The organism is Nguyenibacter sp. L1 (assembly GCF_035199985.1).
Taxonomy (GTDB): domain Bacteria; phylum Pseudomonadota; class Alphaproteobacteria; order Acetobacterales; family Acetobacteraceae; genus Gluconacetobacter; species Gluconacetobacter vanlangensis.
Map to the genome: position 1 here is coordinate 2,209,181 of NZ_CP127015.1, position 17,870 is coordinate 2,227,050.

Consider the following 17,870-nt stretch of genomic DNA (forward strand, 5'->3'; position numbering starts at 1 on the left):
GCGTTGTTGCAATGGTGCGTGCCCGCGCATGGCTCTTTGTCATGCCCCACAGCCGGGAGTGACGGTTCCTTACGGACGACATACTGTCCGCCTGACGGACCTTTACCATTACGTTGCCCTGGCACTGGGAGGCTCCGCTGGTGCAAGAACGGCGGACCGCCTGTGCTGCCCTGTCAGCGCAGACATCCAGATCTGCCTGATACTTTCCAAAGGCGCCGCGATTCCCCGAGGTGGTACGCCCCGGGTGATCGCGGTTGATGACTGGGCACGGCGTCGCGAGCAGGATTACGGCACGATCCTGGTCGATCCGGAAAAGAACAAGGTCATCCATCTGCTGGCGGCTCGGCAGGCGAAGACCCTGGCGGTACGGCTGAAATTGCATCCGAGGTCCGAAATCATCGCTTGGGATCGGGCTGGGGTCTATGCGGACGGTGGTCGTCAGGGCGCACCTTCGGCGATCGTGGTCACGGACAGATGGCATTTGCTCAGGAACATGTCCGGATGCCTTTCAACCCACCGTTGAGAGTCACGCTGTTGTCGCCCGGAGGATCGCCGATACGATCGGCGTCGATATGAGGGGCAGCATCCTCGATTCCTACAACGATTATCTACGACGTGGCCGAAGAATGTCTTAATGCCTCCCGGCTCTGGCGGGAACTCGTCCATCAGGGTTTTACAGGATGATACGGGATCGTGCGCCTGCGGGTCAGGACGAGACAACTTGTATGCGTGCGTCGCGCTACTATCCGTGCGGTGTGCACCCGTGCCTGTAGAGAAATAGCTGGAGGCGTTCGAGGCGGGGCCATGAGGACAGAAATATCCGATCGCGCCCTGGGGTTGCGCGGATAGTGCGTGACCGAACAGATAAATATCAAAATTAATTATTATTAATTTTCAAATGAGAATTTACGAGCCTGAAAAGAGAAAACTCTCTCGGACGACAGGGATTATTGTGGATAATTTATTTAATTTAAATTTATTAATTTTAAATTCGATTCGTTAGGGGAATCACGCTCATTCACAAGGAAATGGGCTTTTGAATTGCCTCAGTCCGTGCCCGGGGGGCGGGGCCGGCGCTCCCTACCCGGAACCAGCGTTGCAAAAATAACGGATAGAACTGCGCGTCCGATCGATTCGTGCGGAATTGCCACTAAAATCATATATAATATGATACATAGTCGAAAAAAAATTCTGGGTAATTTTTAAAAAAATAAAGATATACACTTTATCTTTGTATCATTTCATATGTTTTCCACCCGGCCCAATGTTGCCAAAATGCCACGCGTGGACAATTTCAACACAACCCGTTCCACCCATGTTGCCTTCTTGTTACGAGTTGGGCGCATATGCGTCCCGGAGCATCGCTCGAGCTATTTCTTCGTCTCAACTTCAATGCAGGTATTTCATGGCCTTATACGGCGAAACACCGCGTCAGCGTACCCTTGCGGTACCCGGTCAGGTCCGGAAGCGACGGCGCTATCCAGCTTTCATTGAAACCCGCCCGGGCAGCCGCGGCCTGCTGCTGGGCGCCACGGCGCTGATCGCCGCGGCGGCGATTCCGGCCCTGGCCGCCGCCCAGACGGCCCCCGCGACCACCGCCACGCCCCCGACCCATCACCACAAGAGCACGGCCCGCCACCATGCGGCGGCCAAGCCCGTGGCCAGGACGGCGCATGTGGTTCCTGCGGCGGCACCGGTTGCCGCCCCGGCCGTGGCGACGACCGTCGCGGCCAACACCGCACCGCCGGACCAGATGGAATCCATCATGATCCGCGCCCAGCGCCGCCTGCTGCGCGAACAGGATTCGCCCAGCGCGGTGACGGAAATCGGGCAGACCCAGATCCGCATGAGCGGTGCCGCGGGCAATATCGTCTCGCTGCTGCGTAACGCGCCGTCGGTCTATACCTACCAGCAGGGCATCGGCAATAACGAACCCGTAATGTCGATCCGCGGCACGCGCGGGCTGGAAGCCGCCAATACGCTGGACGGCATGCCGATGCAGGACCTGCTGCAGGGCGGCAGCGGCGCATTCTTGCAGAACGTCATCGCGGCCCCGTTCACCCAGGACCAGATCAGCGGCGTTTCGGTCTATCCCGGCGTGGCCTATCCCGACCAGTCGACCTTCGGCACGATCGGCGGCACGGTGGCGTATCACTCGCTGCGACCCGCGGACAAGTTCGGCGTGGATGTGTATGGTGGCGTAGGATCGTTCGGCACCTGGCGGGAAGGCTTCAAGGTCGATTCCGGGCAGCTTGACGGCGCGCTGGGCCGGGGCGTCGATGCGCCCAAGGTCATGGTGCAGTACGACAACATGCAGACCAAGGGCTTCATCGACTATACGCCGGCCCGCTACAACTCGTTCGAAGCGGCCCTCGACAAGCCCTATGACGAGGGCCAGTCGATGTTCCAGGCGACGGTGCTGTACAATACCGGCAGCGGCCTGATTACGCCGGAACCGATTCCGATGCCGTATCTGCAGCAGAACGGCAATTTCAGCAATTACTCGCCGGATCAGGAATATTTCCGTCAAAACAACGACTATTTCACGTTGATGCTGAAGAATGACACCTACATCAACGATTATATCAATGTCGGACTGAGCGGATTCTATCGCTACTCCAACTCGACGACCGAGGAATACGCCAACCCGGCCCTGTTCGCGCCGAATGGCGGCGACACGCCCTTCACGGTCGGAGGCGCCAATCCGTTCAACCAGACCATCGCCGGCTTCGGCGAACAGGGTCTGTACGGCTACGGCAACCCCGCCTATCAGCCTGGCGCCGTGACGTACGATGGCAACGCCATGTACAATAACAGCCCGGCCTGTCCGGCTTCGGTTGCGGCGCAATGGGCAGCAGCCGGTCAGACCAGCCCCTGCGGCTATAACGCCTATACCCAGACGCTGCACACGAACACGTACGGTATTCAGCCGCGCGTTTCCATCCTCGTGCCGGAATTCTGGGGCATCCGCAACACGATCCATATCGGCGGCCTGGTGGCGCGCGAGACGCAGTTGAATACGCCGATCTATTACGGCATTACCCAGCCCGTCCCGCATGATGCGATAAACGACGTCGCAGGTGCCCCGAATCAGGGCGGCGGTCTCGGCGGCGGGCAGCAGCGTACGATCTTCTCCGGCTATCTGCAGGACAAGATCGATTTGCTGCACAACACGCTGCATATCACACCGGGCTTTACCCTGCAGGGTACCAAGACCGCGTACAGCACGGGATATCAGGTTTTCGGCACTCCGTCCGCGGCGACGCTGGCGACCCCCTATTGCCAGGCCAATACCTGCAATTACGGTCCGTTCGGCAATCATAAGTGGGATCGCGAGTTCCTGCCGTTCGTCAACGTGACCTACGACCTGGACAAGATCGCGCCGGCCCTGAAAGGTGTGTCGTTCTACGGCAGTGCCGGTACCTCGGCGCTCTATGCCCCCACCAGCGATTTCTCGCCCAGCGTGATCGGCTCTCCGCCGAGTGCGTCGATCGTGCATATGTATGAAGGCGGCGTGAAGTACAATACGTCCCACTGGTTGTTCTCGGCCGATTACTACTATCAGAAGGTCGACCGTGATTTCGGGTTCTTCCAGTACCAGTCCGGCCCGCTTGCCGGCGATGCACTGTATACGAACTCCGGCCAGCGCCTGATGCGCGGCCAGGAAGTCACGCTGATGTGGCGTCCGAACAGCACCTGGACGTTCTCGGGCAATTTCTCGCATAACAGCGCGCGGTACCTGAAGACGTATGAGGCGTTCGTGACGGTCCAGGAAGACCAGTTCGGCATCGCCCAGCGCGGCAGCCACGTTTCGGGCATTCCGCAGTGGCTGGCGCAGTTCAGCGTCGACTACAACAAGCGCAACCTGTTGCGCCGTGGCGACGATCTGAACGTCAACCTGACCGGGCGCTATACCGGCCATCAGTACACGACGTACGACCTGACCGGGTTCCAGAATATCGGTCCGATTCCAGGCACGACGGGTGGTTATGGCACCTATGATTATTACAACACCACGGCCGGTGCCACGACGATGGATCCGAACGGCGGGATCGCGCCGTATGTGATCTTCAACCTCGACGTCAACTACGCCATGCCGGTGCATGAGCTTGGTCCGTTGAAGAAGGTCGATTTCGACCTGAACGTGCAGAACCTGTTCAACACGTTCTACTGGCAGTACAAATACCGGCAGATCTCGCCGGCGTCCTGCGGCACCTTCACCAGCAACCCGCCGGGCACCACGGGCTTTGCCGGCAACGCGGTCAGCAATTACGGGTGCACCCCGCAATTCGCGGACGGCCTGCCGGGCATGCCTTCGACCATCATGTTCACCGTCCGGGCTTCCTTCTAAGTCCCTGCCCTGTTCATACGGCGTATCCTCCTTTACGGGGGATACGCTGTCCTGCATTCCCGGGTTCGGGAACAGGCGGGCTGCCCAGGGCATCCCGCATGCGGCGGCATGATCGCCGCCATGACGATGTGCCGCGCCCGAACCCGCCATTTTCTGGAGTTCCCATGCGGTACAAACCCGCCATCGCCACCCTGCTGCTGGCCGGCACGGCCTTGCTCTCGGGTCCGGCTCTCGGTGAATCCCCGTTCGATTTCGCGCACGCGCCCGGCCAGTTGCCCAAGGATGTCGTGCCCGGCGCCTATCGCATCGACATCGTGACCGACATGAAGCGCCTGACGCTGAACGGTCATGAGACCATCGACGTCACCGCGTCGGCGCCGGTGGCGCGCATCACGCTGAACCAGGCGGGCCTGACGCTGATCTCGGCCACGGTGGACGGTCAATCCGCCGCCATCACCCAGGATGACAAGGCGCAGACCGCGACCCTGACCCCAGCGCGGCCGGTCGCCCCCGGGCATCACATGGTGACGATCGCCTATCGCGGTCCGATCCCGGCCACGCCGAACGGCATCTATTACGACGATTACCGCGCGCCGGACGGCAAGACGCGGCGCATGCTGGTCACGCAGTTCGAGGTCGCAGACGCGCGGCGCATGTTCCCCGGCTGGGACGAGCCCGCCTTCAAGGCCACGTTCCAACTAACCGCGACGCTGCCCGCGCATGACGTGGCGATCAGCAACATGCCCATCGTCTCGACCACGCCCGTCGGCCATGACGCCAAGCGCGTCGTCTTCGGCACCACGCCGCGCATGGCCAGCTATCTGCTGGCGCTGGTCGCGGGTGACCTGAGCGCGGTCAGCGGCAAGACGGAAGGGGGCACGCCGATCAACGTGTATGCCCCCGCCGGCGAGCAGCAGAACGGACGCTATGCCCTGCAGGCCGCATCGCAGATCCTGCCCTATTACAACGCATATTTCGGCGTTCCCTACCCGCTGCCCAAGCTGGACCTGATCGCCATTCCCGGAAATTACGAGGCCGGGGCGATGGAAAACTGGGGCGCCATCACCTTCATCGACGACGACCTGCTGTTCGACCCGGCGCACAGCGCGCCCAGCACGCAGGAGATCGTGTATATCGTCGTAGCCCATGAAATGGCGCATCAATGGTCCGGCGACCTGGTGACCATGGGATGGTGGGACAATATCTGGCTGAACGAAGGTTTCGCCACCTGGATGGAAACCAAGGCCACGGATCATTTCAACCCGGGCTGGCAGATGTGGCCGCGCGAACATGCCGAGCGCGAGGCGGCCATGGCGCAGGACGCGCACCCCACGACCCACCCGATCCAGCAGGTGATCCATGACGTCAGCGAGGCCGACACGGCCTTCGACCGGATCAGCTATCAGAAGGGCGAGCAGGTCATCCGGATGATCGAGGACTGGCTGGGTCCCGAGATCTTCCGCGACGGCATGCGCGCCTACATGAAGGCCCATGCCTATGGCAATACCACCAGCGCCGATCTGTGGGCTGCCCTGTCCGGCGTATCGCACCAGGATGTCGCCAGCGTCGCCCGAAGCTTTACCGAACAGAAAGGCATCCCGCTGGTCAGCGTGGCGCGCCATTGCACGGCAGGCAATACGACGCTGACCCTGACCGAGGGCCGCTTCAGCATCGATGATCCGCATCCACTGCCGGCGCGCTGGAACATTCCGGTCACCGTCGGCGGTCCGGGCATCGCGTCGCAGCGCACGATCCTGACGCCCGACCATCCGCAGAGCCTGACCTTCGCCGGCTGCAGCCAGGCGCTGAAGGCCAATATGGGCGAGAACGGCTATTACCGCACCGCCTATGACACCGCGTCGCTGACGGCTCTGGCATCCGCCTTCGCCCGGTTCGGCGCCGCCGACCGGGCCGATCTGCTGGGGGACCAGTTCGCGCTGTTCCAGGCTGGGCAGGCGCCGCTGGCGGCCTGGCTGGACCTGATTGCCGACTTGAACGCCCGGCACGAGGACAATATCGCGGTCTGGCAGGATACGATCAGCCATCTGCGTACCCTGGACGAACTGGCGCGCGGCAGCGCGGCGCGTCCGGCCTTCCACGCCTTTGCCCGCGCCCTGCTGGCGCCGCAACTGGTACGCCTGGGCTGGACGCCGCGCGCGGGTGAATCCTTCCTGGATACGCTGCTACGTCCCGAGGTGATTGCGGCCCTGGGCCAGTTCGACGACCAGGGCGTGGCGGCCGAAGCCCAGCGCCGCTTTGCCGCCTATCGCCGCGATCCGGCCAGCCTGCCGGCCAGCATGGTCGCCCCGGTCACCTGGGTCGTCGGACGCCATGCCGACAGCGCCACCTATGACGCGCTGGCCGGCATGCTGCAGGCGGCGGGCAATACCGAGGACAAGCTGCGTTTCTTCCGCGCCCTGGCCGCCGCGCGCGATCCGGCGCTGATCGCGCGGACGGTGCGGATCGCCTATAGCGGCGTGATCCCGAACGGGCGCATCGCGCGCGTGCTGGCGGTGGCGGCCCATGACAGCGACAATCCGGACCTGGTCTGGAGCCTGGTCCAGGCGCCCGCGACCCAGAAGCAGATCCGCAGTCACCTGGCCCCCTGGTCGCAGGCGGATCTGCTGCCGACCATCGCCGGCCAGTCGGTCAGCCCCGCCGTGGCGAAGGCGCTGATGGCGGACCCGTCGGTAACTGCGTCGACCGGCGCCACGATCCAGGCGAAGAAAGCCGTCGACCTGATCGCGGCCAATGCCGGGATCGCGGCACGGGCGCAGCCGGCGCTGGCCGCCTGGCTGGCGGCACACGGCCATTGATCGCGGCGCGCGGCCGGATATCGCCGGCCGCGCGTCCGATCGTCTGCGCCGCTATTCGGCGGCGGTGCGCATCTCGGGTTCGGTCCGGGCCGCCGCCCCCGACAGGACCGCGACCGCGGCCGGGTTCATGCTGTCGATCATCGTCGTCGGCATCAGGATCGTCGCGCCGCGTTCCTTGGTCGTTTCATAGATGATGTTCATCGCCCGCAATTGCAGGGCCGCCGGATGGCCGGCATAGGTTTCGGCCGCGTCGACGAAACGGGCCGCCACCTCGGCCTCGGCCGAGCCTAGGATGATGCGGGCCTGTTTCTCCCGCTCGGCCTGGGCCTGGCGCGACATCGCGTCCTGCAGCGCCACGGGGATGGCGACGTCGCGGATTTCGACCGACATGACATCGATCCCCCAGGCCGTGATCTTGCCGGCGATTTCGGCGCGCAACTGTTCGTTCGAGGATCGCCGGTCCGACAGCAGCGTGGCCAGCATGGACGAGCCGATCATCTCGCGCAGCGAGGTCTGGGCGATCCGGTCGATCGCCTCGCGGTAATTGGTGATGCGCAGCGCCGCGGCCTCGGAATCGCGGACATGCCAGAAGATCACGGCATCGACATTCACCGGCACGGTATCACGCGTCAGTGCCTGCTCGGCGTTGAAACCCGTCGTCTGGATGCGTTCATCGATGATCGCGACGATGCGGTCGATCACCGGGATGATCATGAACAGGCCTGGCCCATGGACGCCCTGCAGGCGCCCCATCCGCAGCACGACGAATTTCTGCCAGACATTGGCCATCCGCAGCGACAGGAAGATCCACAGCGATAGGACGAGGAACGGCAGAGCCCACCACGGATGGATGGGCGCGCCCTCGGGACCCAGCAGGCCACCGGCCCAGATGCCCAGCAGCAGCAGCACCCCCGACAAGACGAGTGTAATCGCATTCATGACCCGGTCTCCTGTGTCCGTCCTGTCATGACGGACGATCCCGCGCCGAACGGTCCTGCCCGGCGTCCCGGGACGGTCGGTGACGTTGGCACGCAGCCGGGGGGCTTCAAGCCCCGCCGGCGCGGCGGGCGCGCAGAAAGAGGGCCATGTCAAGACAGGATTTGACTTGTGCCGCCGCCCGCCCGCATCATGCGCGCGGAGACCGAGGCCTGCCCGCTGCGGCGTGTGGGCCCTTTGGTGTTTCCGCAGACGAACGATCCGGAACACAACCATCACAACAAGGCCTGGCTTTCGATGATTCCCGCCCTGATGCCCACCTACAACCGTGCCGACCTCGCATTCGAGCGGGGCGAAGGCTGCTGGCTGTACGCGGCGGACGGGCGACGATTCCTGGATCTGGGCGCGGGGATCGCGACCTCGTCACTGGGGCATGGCCACCCACACCTGGTCGCGGCGGTGGCCGACCAGGCCGCGCGGGTGATGCATGTGTCGAACCTGTACCGGGTGCCCCAGGCCGAGCGGCTGGCCGAACGGCTGGTCGCCGCCAGCTTCGCCGACAGCGTCTTCTTCTGCAATTCGGGCGCCGAGGCGAACGAGGGCATGGTGAAGATGATCCGCCGCGCCCAGGCCTTCGGCGGCCACCCCGAGCGCAACCGCATCATCTGCTTCAACGGCGCCTTCCACGGGCGGACGCTGGCGATGCTGGCGGCGACCGGCAACCCTAAATACCTCGAAGGGTTCGGCCCGCAGGTCGAGGGCTTCGACCATGTGCCGATGAACAACATGAACGCCGTACGCGCCGCGATCACGGCCGAGACCGCCGGCATCATGATCGAGCCGGTGCAGGGCGAAAGCGGCGTCAACGTCGCCGATCCGCGCTTCCTGCAGGAATTGCGCGCGGCCTGCGACGAATTCGGCCTGTTTCTGGGCATGGACGAGGTCCAGTCCGGCATGGGCCGGACCGGCCGGCTGTTCGCCCATGAATGGTCGGGCGTGACTCCGGACGTGATGTCAACCGCCAAGGGGATCGCCGGCGGCTTTCCAATGGGCGCCATCCTGGCGACCGAGGCGTTGGCTCGTCACCTGACGCCCGGCTCGCACGGTACGACGTTCGGCGGCAACCCGCTGGCCTGCACGGCGGCGAACGCGGTGCTGGACGTGATGCTGGCCCCCGGATTTCTGCAGGAGGTGCAGGCACGCGGTGCGCAACTGGCCGGCCGGCTGGATGGGTTGATCACCGAATTCCCCGACCTGTTCGCCGAGCGGCGGGGGATCGGGCTGATGCTGGGGTTGCGCTGCGTGGTGCCGGTCGGGCTGATGCAGGAGGCGGCGATGCACGAGGGCGTGCTGAGCGTGACGGCGGGCGACAACGTGCTGCGCCTGGTGCCGCCGCTGGTGCTGACCGAGGACGATTGCGCCGAGGCCGGCCAGCGCCTGCGCCGGGCGGCGCAGCGGCTGCGCGCGCATCTGGCCGCCGAGACGTCCGTGGCCGAGGAGTCCGCGGCATGAATGCCCTGCCCTCCGCTCCGCTTCTGGCCGGGCCGCCGCCGCGGCATTTCCTGGATCTGCGCGATTTCGACGGTGCCACGCTGCGCGCCATCCTGGATCTGGGCAGCCGCATCAAGCGGATGCAGCGCGGCCGCGCCCGGCCGCTGCATCCGCGCCAGCCGCTGCTGGGCCGCGCGCTGGGGCTGATGCTGTCCAAGCCGTCGACGCGCACCCGGGTGTCGTTCGAGGTCGGGATGCGGCAGTTGGGCGGCGACGTCATCCTGCTGTCGCCCAACGACATGCAGTTGGGCCGGGGCGAGACGATCGCCGATACGGCGCGCGTGCTGTCGCGCTTCGTCGATGCCATCGTGCTGCGCACCGGCGACGCCACGGCGCTGCGCGAACTGGCACGCTGGTCCAGCGTACCGGTCATCAACGGGCTGACGCCGGATTCCCACCCGGTGCAGATCCTGGCCGATATCATGACGTTCGAGGAACATCGCGGGCCGATCGCGGGCCGGACCCTGGCCTGGGTGGGCGACGGCAACAACGTCGCCACCTCGTTCATCGAGGCGGCGCGGCTGTTCGGCTTCGCGCTGCGCCTGGCCACCCCGGCCAGCCACGCGCCGTCGGAAAACGCCCTGGCCTGGGCGCGGCAGGGCGGCGCCGACATCATGGTGACGACCGACCCGCGCCAGGCCGTCGCCGGGGCCGACTGCGTGCTGACCGATACCTGGGTCAGCATGTCCGACAGCGACGCCGAACAACGCCGCGTCGCCTTCGCGCCCTATTGCGTCGACGCGGCGCTGATGGCGCTGGCGGCACCCGATGCCCTGTTCATGCACTGCCTGCCTGCCCATATCGGCGAGGAAGTCACCGAGGACGTGTTCGAGGGCACGCAATCGGTGGTATTCGACGAAGCCGAAAATCGCCTGCATGCCCAAAAGGGGCTGCTGGTCTGGGCCATGGGCGGCCCGCAATGGCAGGATTATGGAGAGGAAGAGCCCTGATGACAGGTCCGGCCCAGATCCCCGCGCGCCCCACCAGCACCGAGGAGGTTCCGGCCACGCCGGGGTGGGTCGAAGGGATCGTCGAGGCCGCCTTCGCCACCCTGCCATGCAGCGGGCCGGGCGTGACCATCCTGCGCAATGCCTATCTGGACTGCCTGGCGGGCGCGCCGCGCACCGAAGACCTGGATGCGGGGCATGATCGCTGCCGGCAGGCGCTGCTGAAGGCGCTGGCCGCGAAGGAGAAGCTGCGCCCCGATATCCTGCGCGCCTTCGAAACCCGGTTGGAGGCCGTCGAGGCCGAGATCAGCGCCCGGATCTGATCCCGCCCTCTCCATCCCGAAGCATGCCCGCATCCCCGGGCATGGCCCCATTTCTGGACATGGTATGATCGACACGCCCGCCTTTCTCGACACGCACCGGCCCGACGTGCCGGACCTGGTGGTTCCCCAGGGAGTCACGCCCTTCTATCTTGCCGGCCGGCCGGTGCGCGGGCGGCTGGTCCGGGTGGGGGCGCTGACCGATGCGCTGCTGGCCCGGCACGACCACCCCGAGATCGTCCTGCGCCTGGCGGGCGAGGCGCTGGCGCTGGTCGGCGGGCTGGCCTCGGCGCTGAAATTCCAGGGCTCCTTCTCGCTCCAGGCGCGTGGCGACGGCCCGGTCTCGTTCCTGGTGGCCGATTGCACGCATGCCGGCGCGCTGCGCTTCCATGCCCGGTCCGACGCGCAGCGGATCGCTGCATTGTCTGCGTCCGACCCGGATGCCGACGCCTCGCGGCTGCTGGGGCGCGGCTATCTGGCCTTTACCGTCGACCAGGGGCCCGACACCGACATCCACCAGGGGATCGTCGAGATCCGCGGAGCATCGCTGTCGGACATGGCCGGTCATTATTTCGAAACCAGCGAGCAGCATGATTGCTGGATCCGCCTGGCCTGCGCGCGCACTTCGGCCGGCTGGCGGGCATCGGCGCTGATCCTGGAGCGCATCGCCACCGAAGGGGGGCTGGCCGCCCGAACGACGCCCGACGACGACCCGGCGGAAAGCTGGGCGACCGCCACCACCCTGGCGGAAACGGTGACCGAGGCGGAATTGCTGGACGATGCGCTGGCGCCCGAGGCCCTGCTCTATCGCCTGTTCCATTCCGAGGATGTCTGCGCCGACCGCCCCCGGGCGCTGGCCTTCGGCTGCCGGTGCAGCCGGGCGCGGCTGTCGGGAATCCTGGAGACGTTCTCGACCGACGACCTGGACCACATGGCCGAGAATGGAACGATCAGCATGAGCTGCGAGTTCTGCAATCTCAGCTTCCATTTCAGCCGGGCCGAGATCGGCGGGGCGTCCGCGACGGATTGACCAGCCGGGCCCGGGGCGGCACGTTCCCCCTACGTCCCCGTCGCGCCTTACGTTGGAGAGGTCATCCATGCGCCCGTCCCGCCGGACTGCCCGGTTGCCCATGCTGCTACTGCTTGCATGCCCGTTGCTGCCACTGGCAGCGTGCGAGGAGGCGCCACCGACCAGCTTCGCACCGCTGCGCTATGATTACCTGTCGGTACTGCGCCTGAACGTAGCGTCGATCAGCACCGTCGATAACGGCGTGCCGGGGTCGGTGCCCGGCGACATCTCGGCCAATGCCCCCACGCCGCCCGACCAGGCGCTGCTGCGCATGGCGGCCGACCGGCTGATGCCGGCGGGCAGCACGGGCAGCGCAGTGTTCACCATCGATCGCGCGTCGATCCTGCACCTGCCGGGCGGTTCGCTGGAAGGCGAGATGGACGTGCATCTGGATATCGTCTCGGCCAACGGCCAACGCACCGGCTATGCCGAGGCCCATGTCCGACGTGACTTCTCCGCCGGATCGGGGGACAGTGACGGCAACGGCAACGCGGACTCGCCGGCCCATCTGTACGACCTGACGAAGCAGATGATGAAGGACATGAATATCGAACTGGAGTTCCAGGTCCGCCACCATCTGGCGGACTGGCTGGTCGATACGGCGGGTGCCGCGCCCGGCGCCATCCAGCAGCAATCGCTGGGCATGCCCGGCGCCACGCCCGAGCCGGCGCCCTATGGCGCGCCGGTCATGCCCTCGGCGCCCGTTCCGGCCGGCCCGTTTCCGGCGGTCCCTGCCCCGGGTGCGGCTGTTCCGGGTGCGGCTCTTCCGACTGCTGCTGTCCCGGTCTCGGCGGCGCCTGCCGTGGCTGCCCCGCCCATGACGGGCCCGGCCGCCGCGCCTGCGCGCACACCTGCTCCCCGGCCCCGGCCGGCGCCGCCGGTCAGTGCCGGGCCCGATGCGATCTTCCCGACCGGCATGCCCGGCGGTGCCGCGGCGGCCGCGCCCTCGACGCCTCCGGCGCCGCACGTCCTCTCGCCGCAGCCCGGCTATCTGACCCTGCCGCCCGGAACGACGGGCCAGCCGAGCCAGCCCGGCGGCGGATACTGAACCGGGCAGGTCCGCCCGGTCAGGATTTCAGCGCATCCAGGACCAGCCCGGTCGTGAGGATCTGCGGCAGGGCGCGGCCCGGTCCGTGGCCGGGCGGGAAATAGATATAGAACGGCACGCCCGCACGCCCATGCGCCTGCAGGAAGGCGCCGATCGCGGTGTCGCGGTTGGTCCAGTCACCCTTCATGTACACGACCTGCCGGGTTCGGAAAGCCTCCTGCACCGGGGTCGATGACAGGGCCACCCGTTCGTTCACCAGGCAGGAAATGCACCAGGCTGCCGTCATGTCGACGAAGACCGGCCGCCCCTGGGCCCGCAACGCCGCCAGGTGCGCGGCCGAGAACGGCTCGGCCCCGTCGGTGACGGCAAGGCCCTGCGCTGCGCCCACCGGCCCGGCCCGATTCAGCCCGGGCAGCAGCGCCAGGGCCACCGCCAGCGCCGCCAGGGCGACTGCCCGGCACAGCCGGACCCGCCGCGCAGGTCCGTCGCGCATCGTCATACCTTGCGCCAGGCCGGTGAGCCAGGCCGCCAGGCCCACCAGCACCAACCCGCTGCCCAGCGCCGCCACAGCACCGGCACCCTGCTGCAGCGCCAGCACCCAGGCCAGCCACACGCAGGTCCCCAGCACCGGAAAGGCCAGGGCCTGGCGCAGGACATCCATCCAGGCGCCGGGGCGCGGCAGGTGACGTGCCAGGCCCGGCACGCCGGCCAGCAGCACATAAGGCGCGGCCAGACCGGCCCCCATGGCGACGAACACCGCCATCGCCAGGACCGGCGACGCCGCCAGCGCGCCGGCCACCGCCACCCCCATGAAGGGTGCGGTGCAGGGCGTGGCCACCAGCACCGCCAGCAGGCCGGTCATCGCATCGCCCAGATAGCCGGCGCGCGAGACCGGGCCGCCCCCCAGCGCCGCCACGGCATTGCCCATGCCGAATACGCCCAGCAGATTCAACGCCACCGCGAACAGCAGCCAGCACACCGCCGTCACGAAGGCCGCCGACTGGAACTGAAACCCCCAGCCCGCCGCCGCACCGGCCGCGCGCAGGGTCAGGGTCACCCCGCCCAGCAGCACGAATGCCCCGATCACCCCGGCGGCATAGGACCCGGCCCCGGCCAGCCTTACCGATGCGCCGCTGCCGGCCAGGCGGGTCAGCGCCATCGCCTTCATCACCAGGACGGGAAACACGCAGGGCATCAGGTTCAGGATCAGGCCGCCGGCGAAGGCCAGAAGCAGAATATGGGCCGTGCCTTGGCCCGCCGCCGTGTCCGCCGGGGCGGTGGACGAAACGGTGGGCGATACGGCGGCCGCAGGCGCGAAGCCGGCCGACACCGCCAGGCCGCGCTCTTCGCCCGCCGGGTCCTTCAGCACCACGATTCCGTCCAGGGTCGGAGCCTTGCGGAACGAATCGGCGGGTTTCAGCGCCAGGGTCAGCCGGCCTTCCTGCACGGACAGGGCCTGGGCCGCGTCCTGGTCGATCGCTCCCTCGGTCTGCGGCAGGAACCACGCGTCGCGCACCGCGTCCGGGGTCAGGCCCTGGCCGGTCAAGGTCAGCACGCCGTCGGGCGCAATGGTCGCGGCGAAGGGCGAGGGCACAGGCCGGGCCGCGGCGGCCCGGGCAAAGAGCGGCGCCTGGTCGGACGGCGCAGGATCGCCGACCGGCAGGGTCAGGGTGAAGCTGCCTTTTTCCGGCACGCAGACGCTGGCGCAGACCAGCCATTCGGCAGTGGCGCGCAGGACCATCGGCCCGTCGCCCGCTCCCGCGGGCTGCAAGACAGCTGGCAGCAGCACGTCGCCGATATAGGCATAGGACATCAGCGGCCCGTCGCTGATCCGCCGCGGGGTGGGCCAGGCGATGGCGCCTGACCGGCCGGTGGCGCCGCCTTCGGCCGCGACGTTCAGGGTCGGGGCCTCACCCGCGTCGCCGGGATTGAGCCAGTAGGTGTGCCAGCCCGGTTGCAAGCGCAGATGCAGCCCGACATGCAGGGGCATGCCGGGCCGGTAGCGGTCGGTATCCGTCACCAGAGTGGCGCTGTCACGCGGCGTGGTCAGCGCGGCGCTTTCCGCCGCTCCGGCATGGGCGGGCGGCATGGCCGGCACCAGCAGGCACAGCAGGGCCGGCAACCATCGGCGCAGGCGGGCAGGGAGAGATGAAGACCGGGCAGGGACCACGAAACGAGGCTCCGGAAGACAGGGCGGCGGGAGGCGGCGATTGCCGGTTCCAGGCCGCGGACGCATAAACAGGATATGGAATCTGACCGCGACCTGCAAAATCCCGTCCCGACGCTGGCCGACCTGCCAAGCGACCTGCCGGTGGCCGCGATCCTGCCAGCCCTGCGCGCCAGCCTGGCCGAGCGCCCTGGCGCCGTGCTGGTCGCGCCGCCGGGGGCGGGCAAGACCACGACCGTGCCGCTGGCCCTGATGGACGCCCCCTGGCGCGGCAATGGCCGCATCCTGATGCTGGAGCCGCGCCGCCTGGCCGCCCGCGCGGCGGCCCAGCGCATGAGCAGCCTGCTGGGCGAGGAGGTCGGCGGGCTGGTAGGCTATCGCACCCGGCTTGACGCCGCAATTTCGGCCCGCACGCGCATCGAGGTGGTGACCGAGGGGCTGATGGTCCGCCGCCTGCTGGCCGATCCGACGCTGGACGGCGTCGCCTGCGTGATCCTGGACGAGATCCACGAACGGTCGCTGGACGCTGATACCGCATTGTCCTTCTGTCTGGACGTGCAGCGCAGCCTGCGGCCGGATCTGCGCCTGGTGGCGATGTCGGCGACCATGGACGGGGCCGCGCTGTCGGCGCTGATGGATGCATCGCTGATCGAAAGCGCGGGGCGGATGTTCCCGGTCGAGATCCGCCACGCGCCACGCGACCTGACCCATCTGCGCGACCTGCCCGAGGCGATGGCCCGCGCCATCCGCGCCGCGCTGGCCGAGCATGCGGGCGATATCCTGGCCTTCCTGCCCGGAGTGGGCGAGATCCGTCGGACCCAGGCGGCGCTGGCCGGCGTACCGGCCACCATCCTGCCGCTGTACGGCGAAATGCCGCCGGGCGAGCAGGATCGCGTGCTGCGGCCTCAACCCGATGCGGGCCGGCGGGTGATCCTGGCAACCTCGATCGCGGAGACGTCGCTGACCGTGCCGGGCGTGCGGGTGGTGGTCGATGGCGGCTATCGGCGCAGCCCGCGCCTGGACCCCGGCACCGGCCTGCCGCGGCTGGATACGGTGCGGATTTCCCGCGCCGCGGCGGCACAGCGTGCCGGACGCGCCGGGCGCGAAGGGCCGGGCGTGGCGCTGCGGCTGTGGAGCGAGGCGACCGGCCGCGGCATGACGCCACATGACCGGCCCGAGATTCTGGATGCCGAGCTGACCGGACTGCGGCTGGACAGCGCCGCCTGGCAGGCCGCCATGGGCACGACGCCCGACGAACTGCCGCTGCCCGACGCCCCGCCCAATGGCGCGTTCGAGGCCGCGCGCGGCGTGCTGGCCGCCCTGGGCGCCCTGGACGAGGACGGGCGCATCACGCCCGAGGGCGAGCGCATGGCCGCGCTGGGGGCGCACCCGCGGCTGGCGGCGATGATGCTGGCGGCCACGACCGAAGCCGAGGCCGCGCTGGCCGCCGACATCGCCGCCCTGCTGGAGGAACGCGACCCGCTGCGCCCGCGCGCGGCCCCGAACGCGCGGCCGGGCGGCGCAGGCGTGCCGCCGATTCCGCCCGCCGATATCGCCCTGCGGCTGGACCTGATCGCCGGCGGCGATCATGCCGACGCCGATCGTGCGGCGCTGGCCCGGATCCGCCAGGCGGCCGGCCAGTACCGGCGCCGGCTGGGGCTGCGCGGCGGCATTACGGCGGCCGGCGACGCCGCCTCCCTGCTGGCAGCGGCTTTCCCCGACCGGATTGCGCAGCGGCGCGGCGAGCCGGGCAGTTTTCGCCTGTCGGGCGGCGGCGGCGCGCGGCTGGGCAGGGCCGACCGGCTGGCCGATGCCGGCCTGCTGGCGGTGGCGACCCTGCATGTCCGCACGGCAGCCGAAATCCGCATGGCGGCCCGGCTGGACCCCGACAATCTGCCCCCTTCCATCCGCCGCCGCGCCACCGAACAGGTGGAGACGACGCTGGACCCGGCGACCGGATCGGTCCTGGCGCGGCGCCGGCTGCGCCTGGGGGCGCTGGTGCTGCGCGACCGCACGGTCGCGGCCTCGCCCGACGATGTCGCGGCATTGCTGCTGCGCCAGGTGACCGATCGGCTGGACACCAGCCTGGGCTGGACCCCGGCGACGCGGCAATTCCAGGCCCGCGTGGCGCTGGCCCGCGCCTTGCTGGGGCGCGCGGACCTGCCGGATCTGTCGGATACCGCTCTGGCGGCGGAAGCCGGAGACTGGTTGGCCCCGTGGCTGACCGGCCTGACTCGCCTGTCCGAGGTCGCGGCGCTGGACGTGCTGGCCATGCTGCGCGGACGGGTGGAGTACGGCGCTCTGACCTGGCTAGACAAGGCGCTGCCGACGCATCTGGATTTGCCGGGCGGGCGGGTGCCGGTCGATTATACCCAGCCCGTGCCCACCGCGTCGGCGCGGGCACAGACCTTCTACGGCCTGCGGGAGACGCCGCGCTTGGCCGACGGGCTGGTCAGGCTGCAGATTGCGCTCTTGTCGCCGGCTGGCCGGCCGCAGGCGATCACCGCCGACCTGGCGGGGTTCTGGACCGGGGGGTGGGCCGACATGCGTCGCGACATGCGCGGGCGCTACCCCCGCCATGACTGGCCCGAGGATCCGGCGCAGGCCAGCCCGCCGGCCCGCCGGGCCGGCCGGTCCTGACGCATGCCATGCCTGATCGGGGGGC

General features: G+C 68.0%; 11 protein-coding genes. 9 read left to right on the forward strand and 2 right to left on the reverse strand.

What is annotated here, in order from left to right:
- Positions 1–58: 58 nt before the first annotated feature.
- The 3 genes from QN315_RS09930 (at position 59) to QN315_RS09940 (ending at position 7,167) form a co-directional block, all read left to right on the forward strand.
- Positions 59–523: a transposase gene (locus QN315_RS09930; protein WP_323989111.1), complete on the forward strand. Its 465-nt coding sequence runs from the start codon at positions 59–61 to the stop codon at positions 521–523.
- 882 nt (positions 524–1,405) lie between these two features.
- Positions 1,406–4,351: a TonB-dependent receptor domain-containing protein gene (locus tag QN315_RS09935; protein ID WP_323989112.1), complete on the forward strand. Its 2,946-nt coding sequence runs from the start codon at positions 1,406–1,408 to the stop codon at positions 4,349–4,351.
- A 164-nt stretch (positions 4,352–4,515) separates the two neighbouring features.
- The gene (locus tag QN315_RS09940) at positions 4,516–7,167 is read left to right on the forward strand and encodes a M1 family metallopeptidase (RefSeq protein ID WP_323989113.1); all 2,652 of its coding nucleotides are present in this window, start codon (positions 4,516–4,518) and stop codon (positions 7,165–7,167) included.
- Between the two features lie 51 nt (positions 7,168–7,218).
- Here QN315_RS09940 and QN315_RS09945 read toward each other — a convergent pair whose 3' ends face one another.
- Positions 7,219–8,106: a slipin family protein gene (locus tag QN315_RS09945; RefSeq protein WP_323989114.1), complete on the reverse strand. Its 888-nt coding sequence runs from the start codon at positions 8,104–8,106 to the stop codon at positions 7,219–7,221.
- A 294-nt stretch (positions 8,107–8,400) separates the two neighbouring features.
- Between QN315_RS09945 and QN315_RS09950 the strand changes: the two genes are divergently transcribed.
- The 5 genes from QN315_RS09950 (at position 8,401) to QN315_RS09970 (ending at position 13,038) form a co-directional block, all read left to right on the forward strand.
- Entirely contained in the window at positions 8,401–9,615 is a 1,215-nt protein-coding gene (locus QN315_RS09950) for an aspartate aminotransferase family protein (RefSeq protein WP_323993369.1), read from the forward strand.
- Positions 9,612–10,604 carry an ornithine carbamoyltransferase gene (argF, locus tag QN315_RS09955; RefSeq protein ID WP_323989115.1) on the forward strand — a complete coding sequence of 331 codons (993 nt, stop codon included), beginning with the start codon at positions 9,612–9,614 and terminating at the stop codon, positions 10,602–10,604. Before QN315_RS09950 ends, argF begins: the two co-directional genes overlap by 4 nt.
- On the forward strand, positions 10,604–10,924 hold the full coding sequence (locus QN315_RS09960; RefSeq protein WP_176640762.1) for a hypothetical protein: 321 nt from the start codon (positions 10,604–10,606) through the stop codon (positions 10,922–10,924). Before argF ends, QN315_RS09960 begins: the two co-directional genes overlap by 1 nt.
- A 64-nt stretch (positions 10,925–10,988) precedes the next feature.
- A complete protein-coding gene (locus tag QN315_RS09965; RefSeq protein ID WP_323989116.1) occupies positions 10,989–11,951 on the forward strand; it encodes an Hsp33 family molecular chaperone HslO in 963 nt (320 codons plus the stop codon).
- Positions 11,952–12,051: 100 nt separating this feature from the next.
- A complete protein-coding gene (locus QN315_RS09970; protein ID WP_323989117.1) occupies positions 12,052–13,038 on the forward strand; it encodes a hypothetical protein in 987 nt (328 codons plus the stop codon).
- A 19-nt stretch (positions 13,039–13,057) separates the two neighbouring features.
- Here the strand turns inward: QN315_RS09970 and QN315_RS09975 are convergent, their stop codons facing one another.
- Entirely contained in the window at positions 13,058–15,127 is a 2,070-nt protein-coding gene (locus tag QN315_RS09975; protein ID WP_323993371.1) for a thioredoxin family protein, read from the reverse strand.
- 156 nt (positions 15,128–15,283) lie between these two features.
- On the opposite strand from QN315_RS09975, the gene hrpB reads away from it, so the two are divergent.
- On the forward strand, positions 15,284–17,845 hold the full coding sequence (gene hrpB, locus QN315_RS09980; protein WP_323989118.1) for an ATP-dependent helicase HrpB: 2,562 nt from the start codon (positions 15,284–15,286) through the stop codon (positions 17,843–17,845).
- The last annotated feature ends 25 nt before the right edge of the window (positions 17,846–17,870 follow it).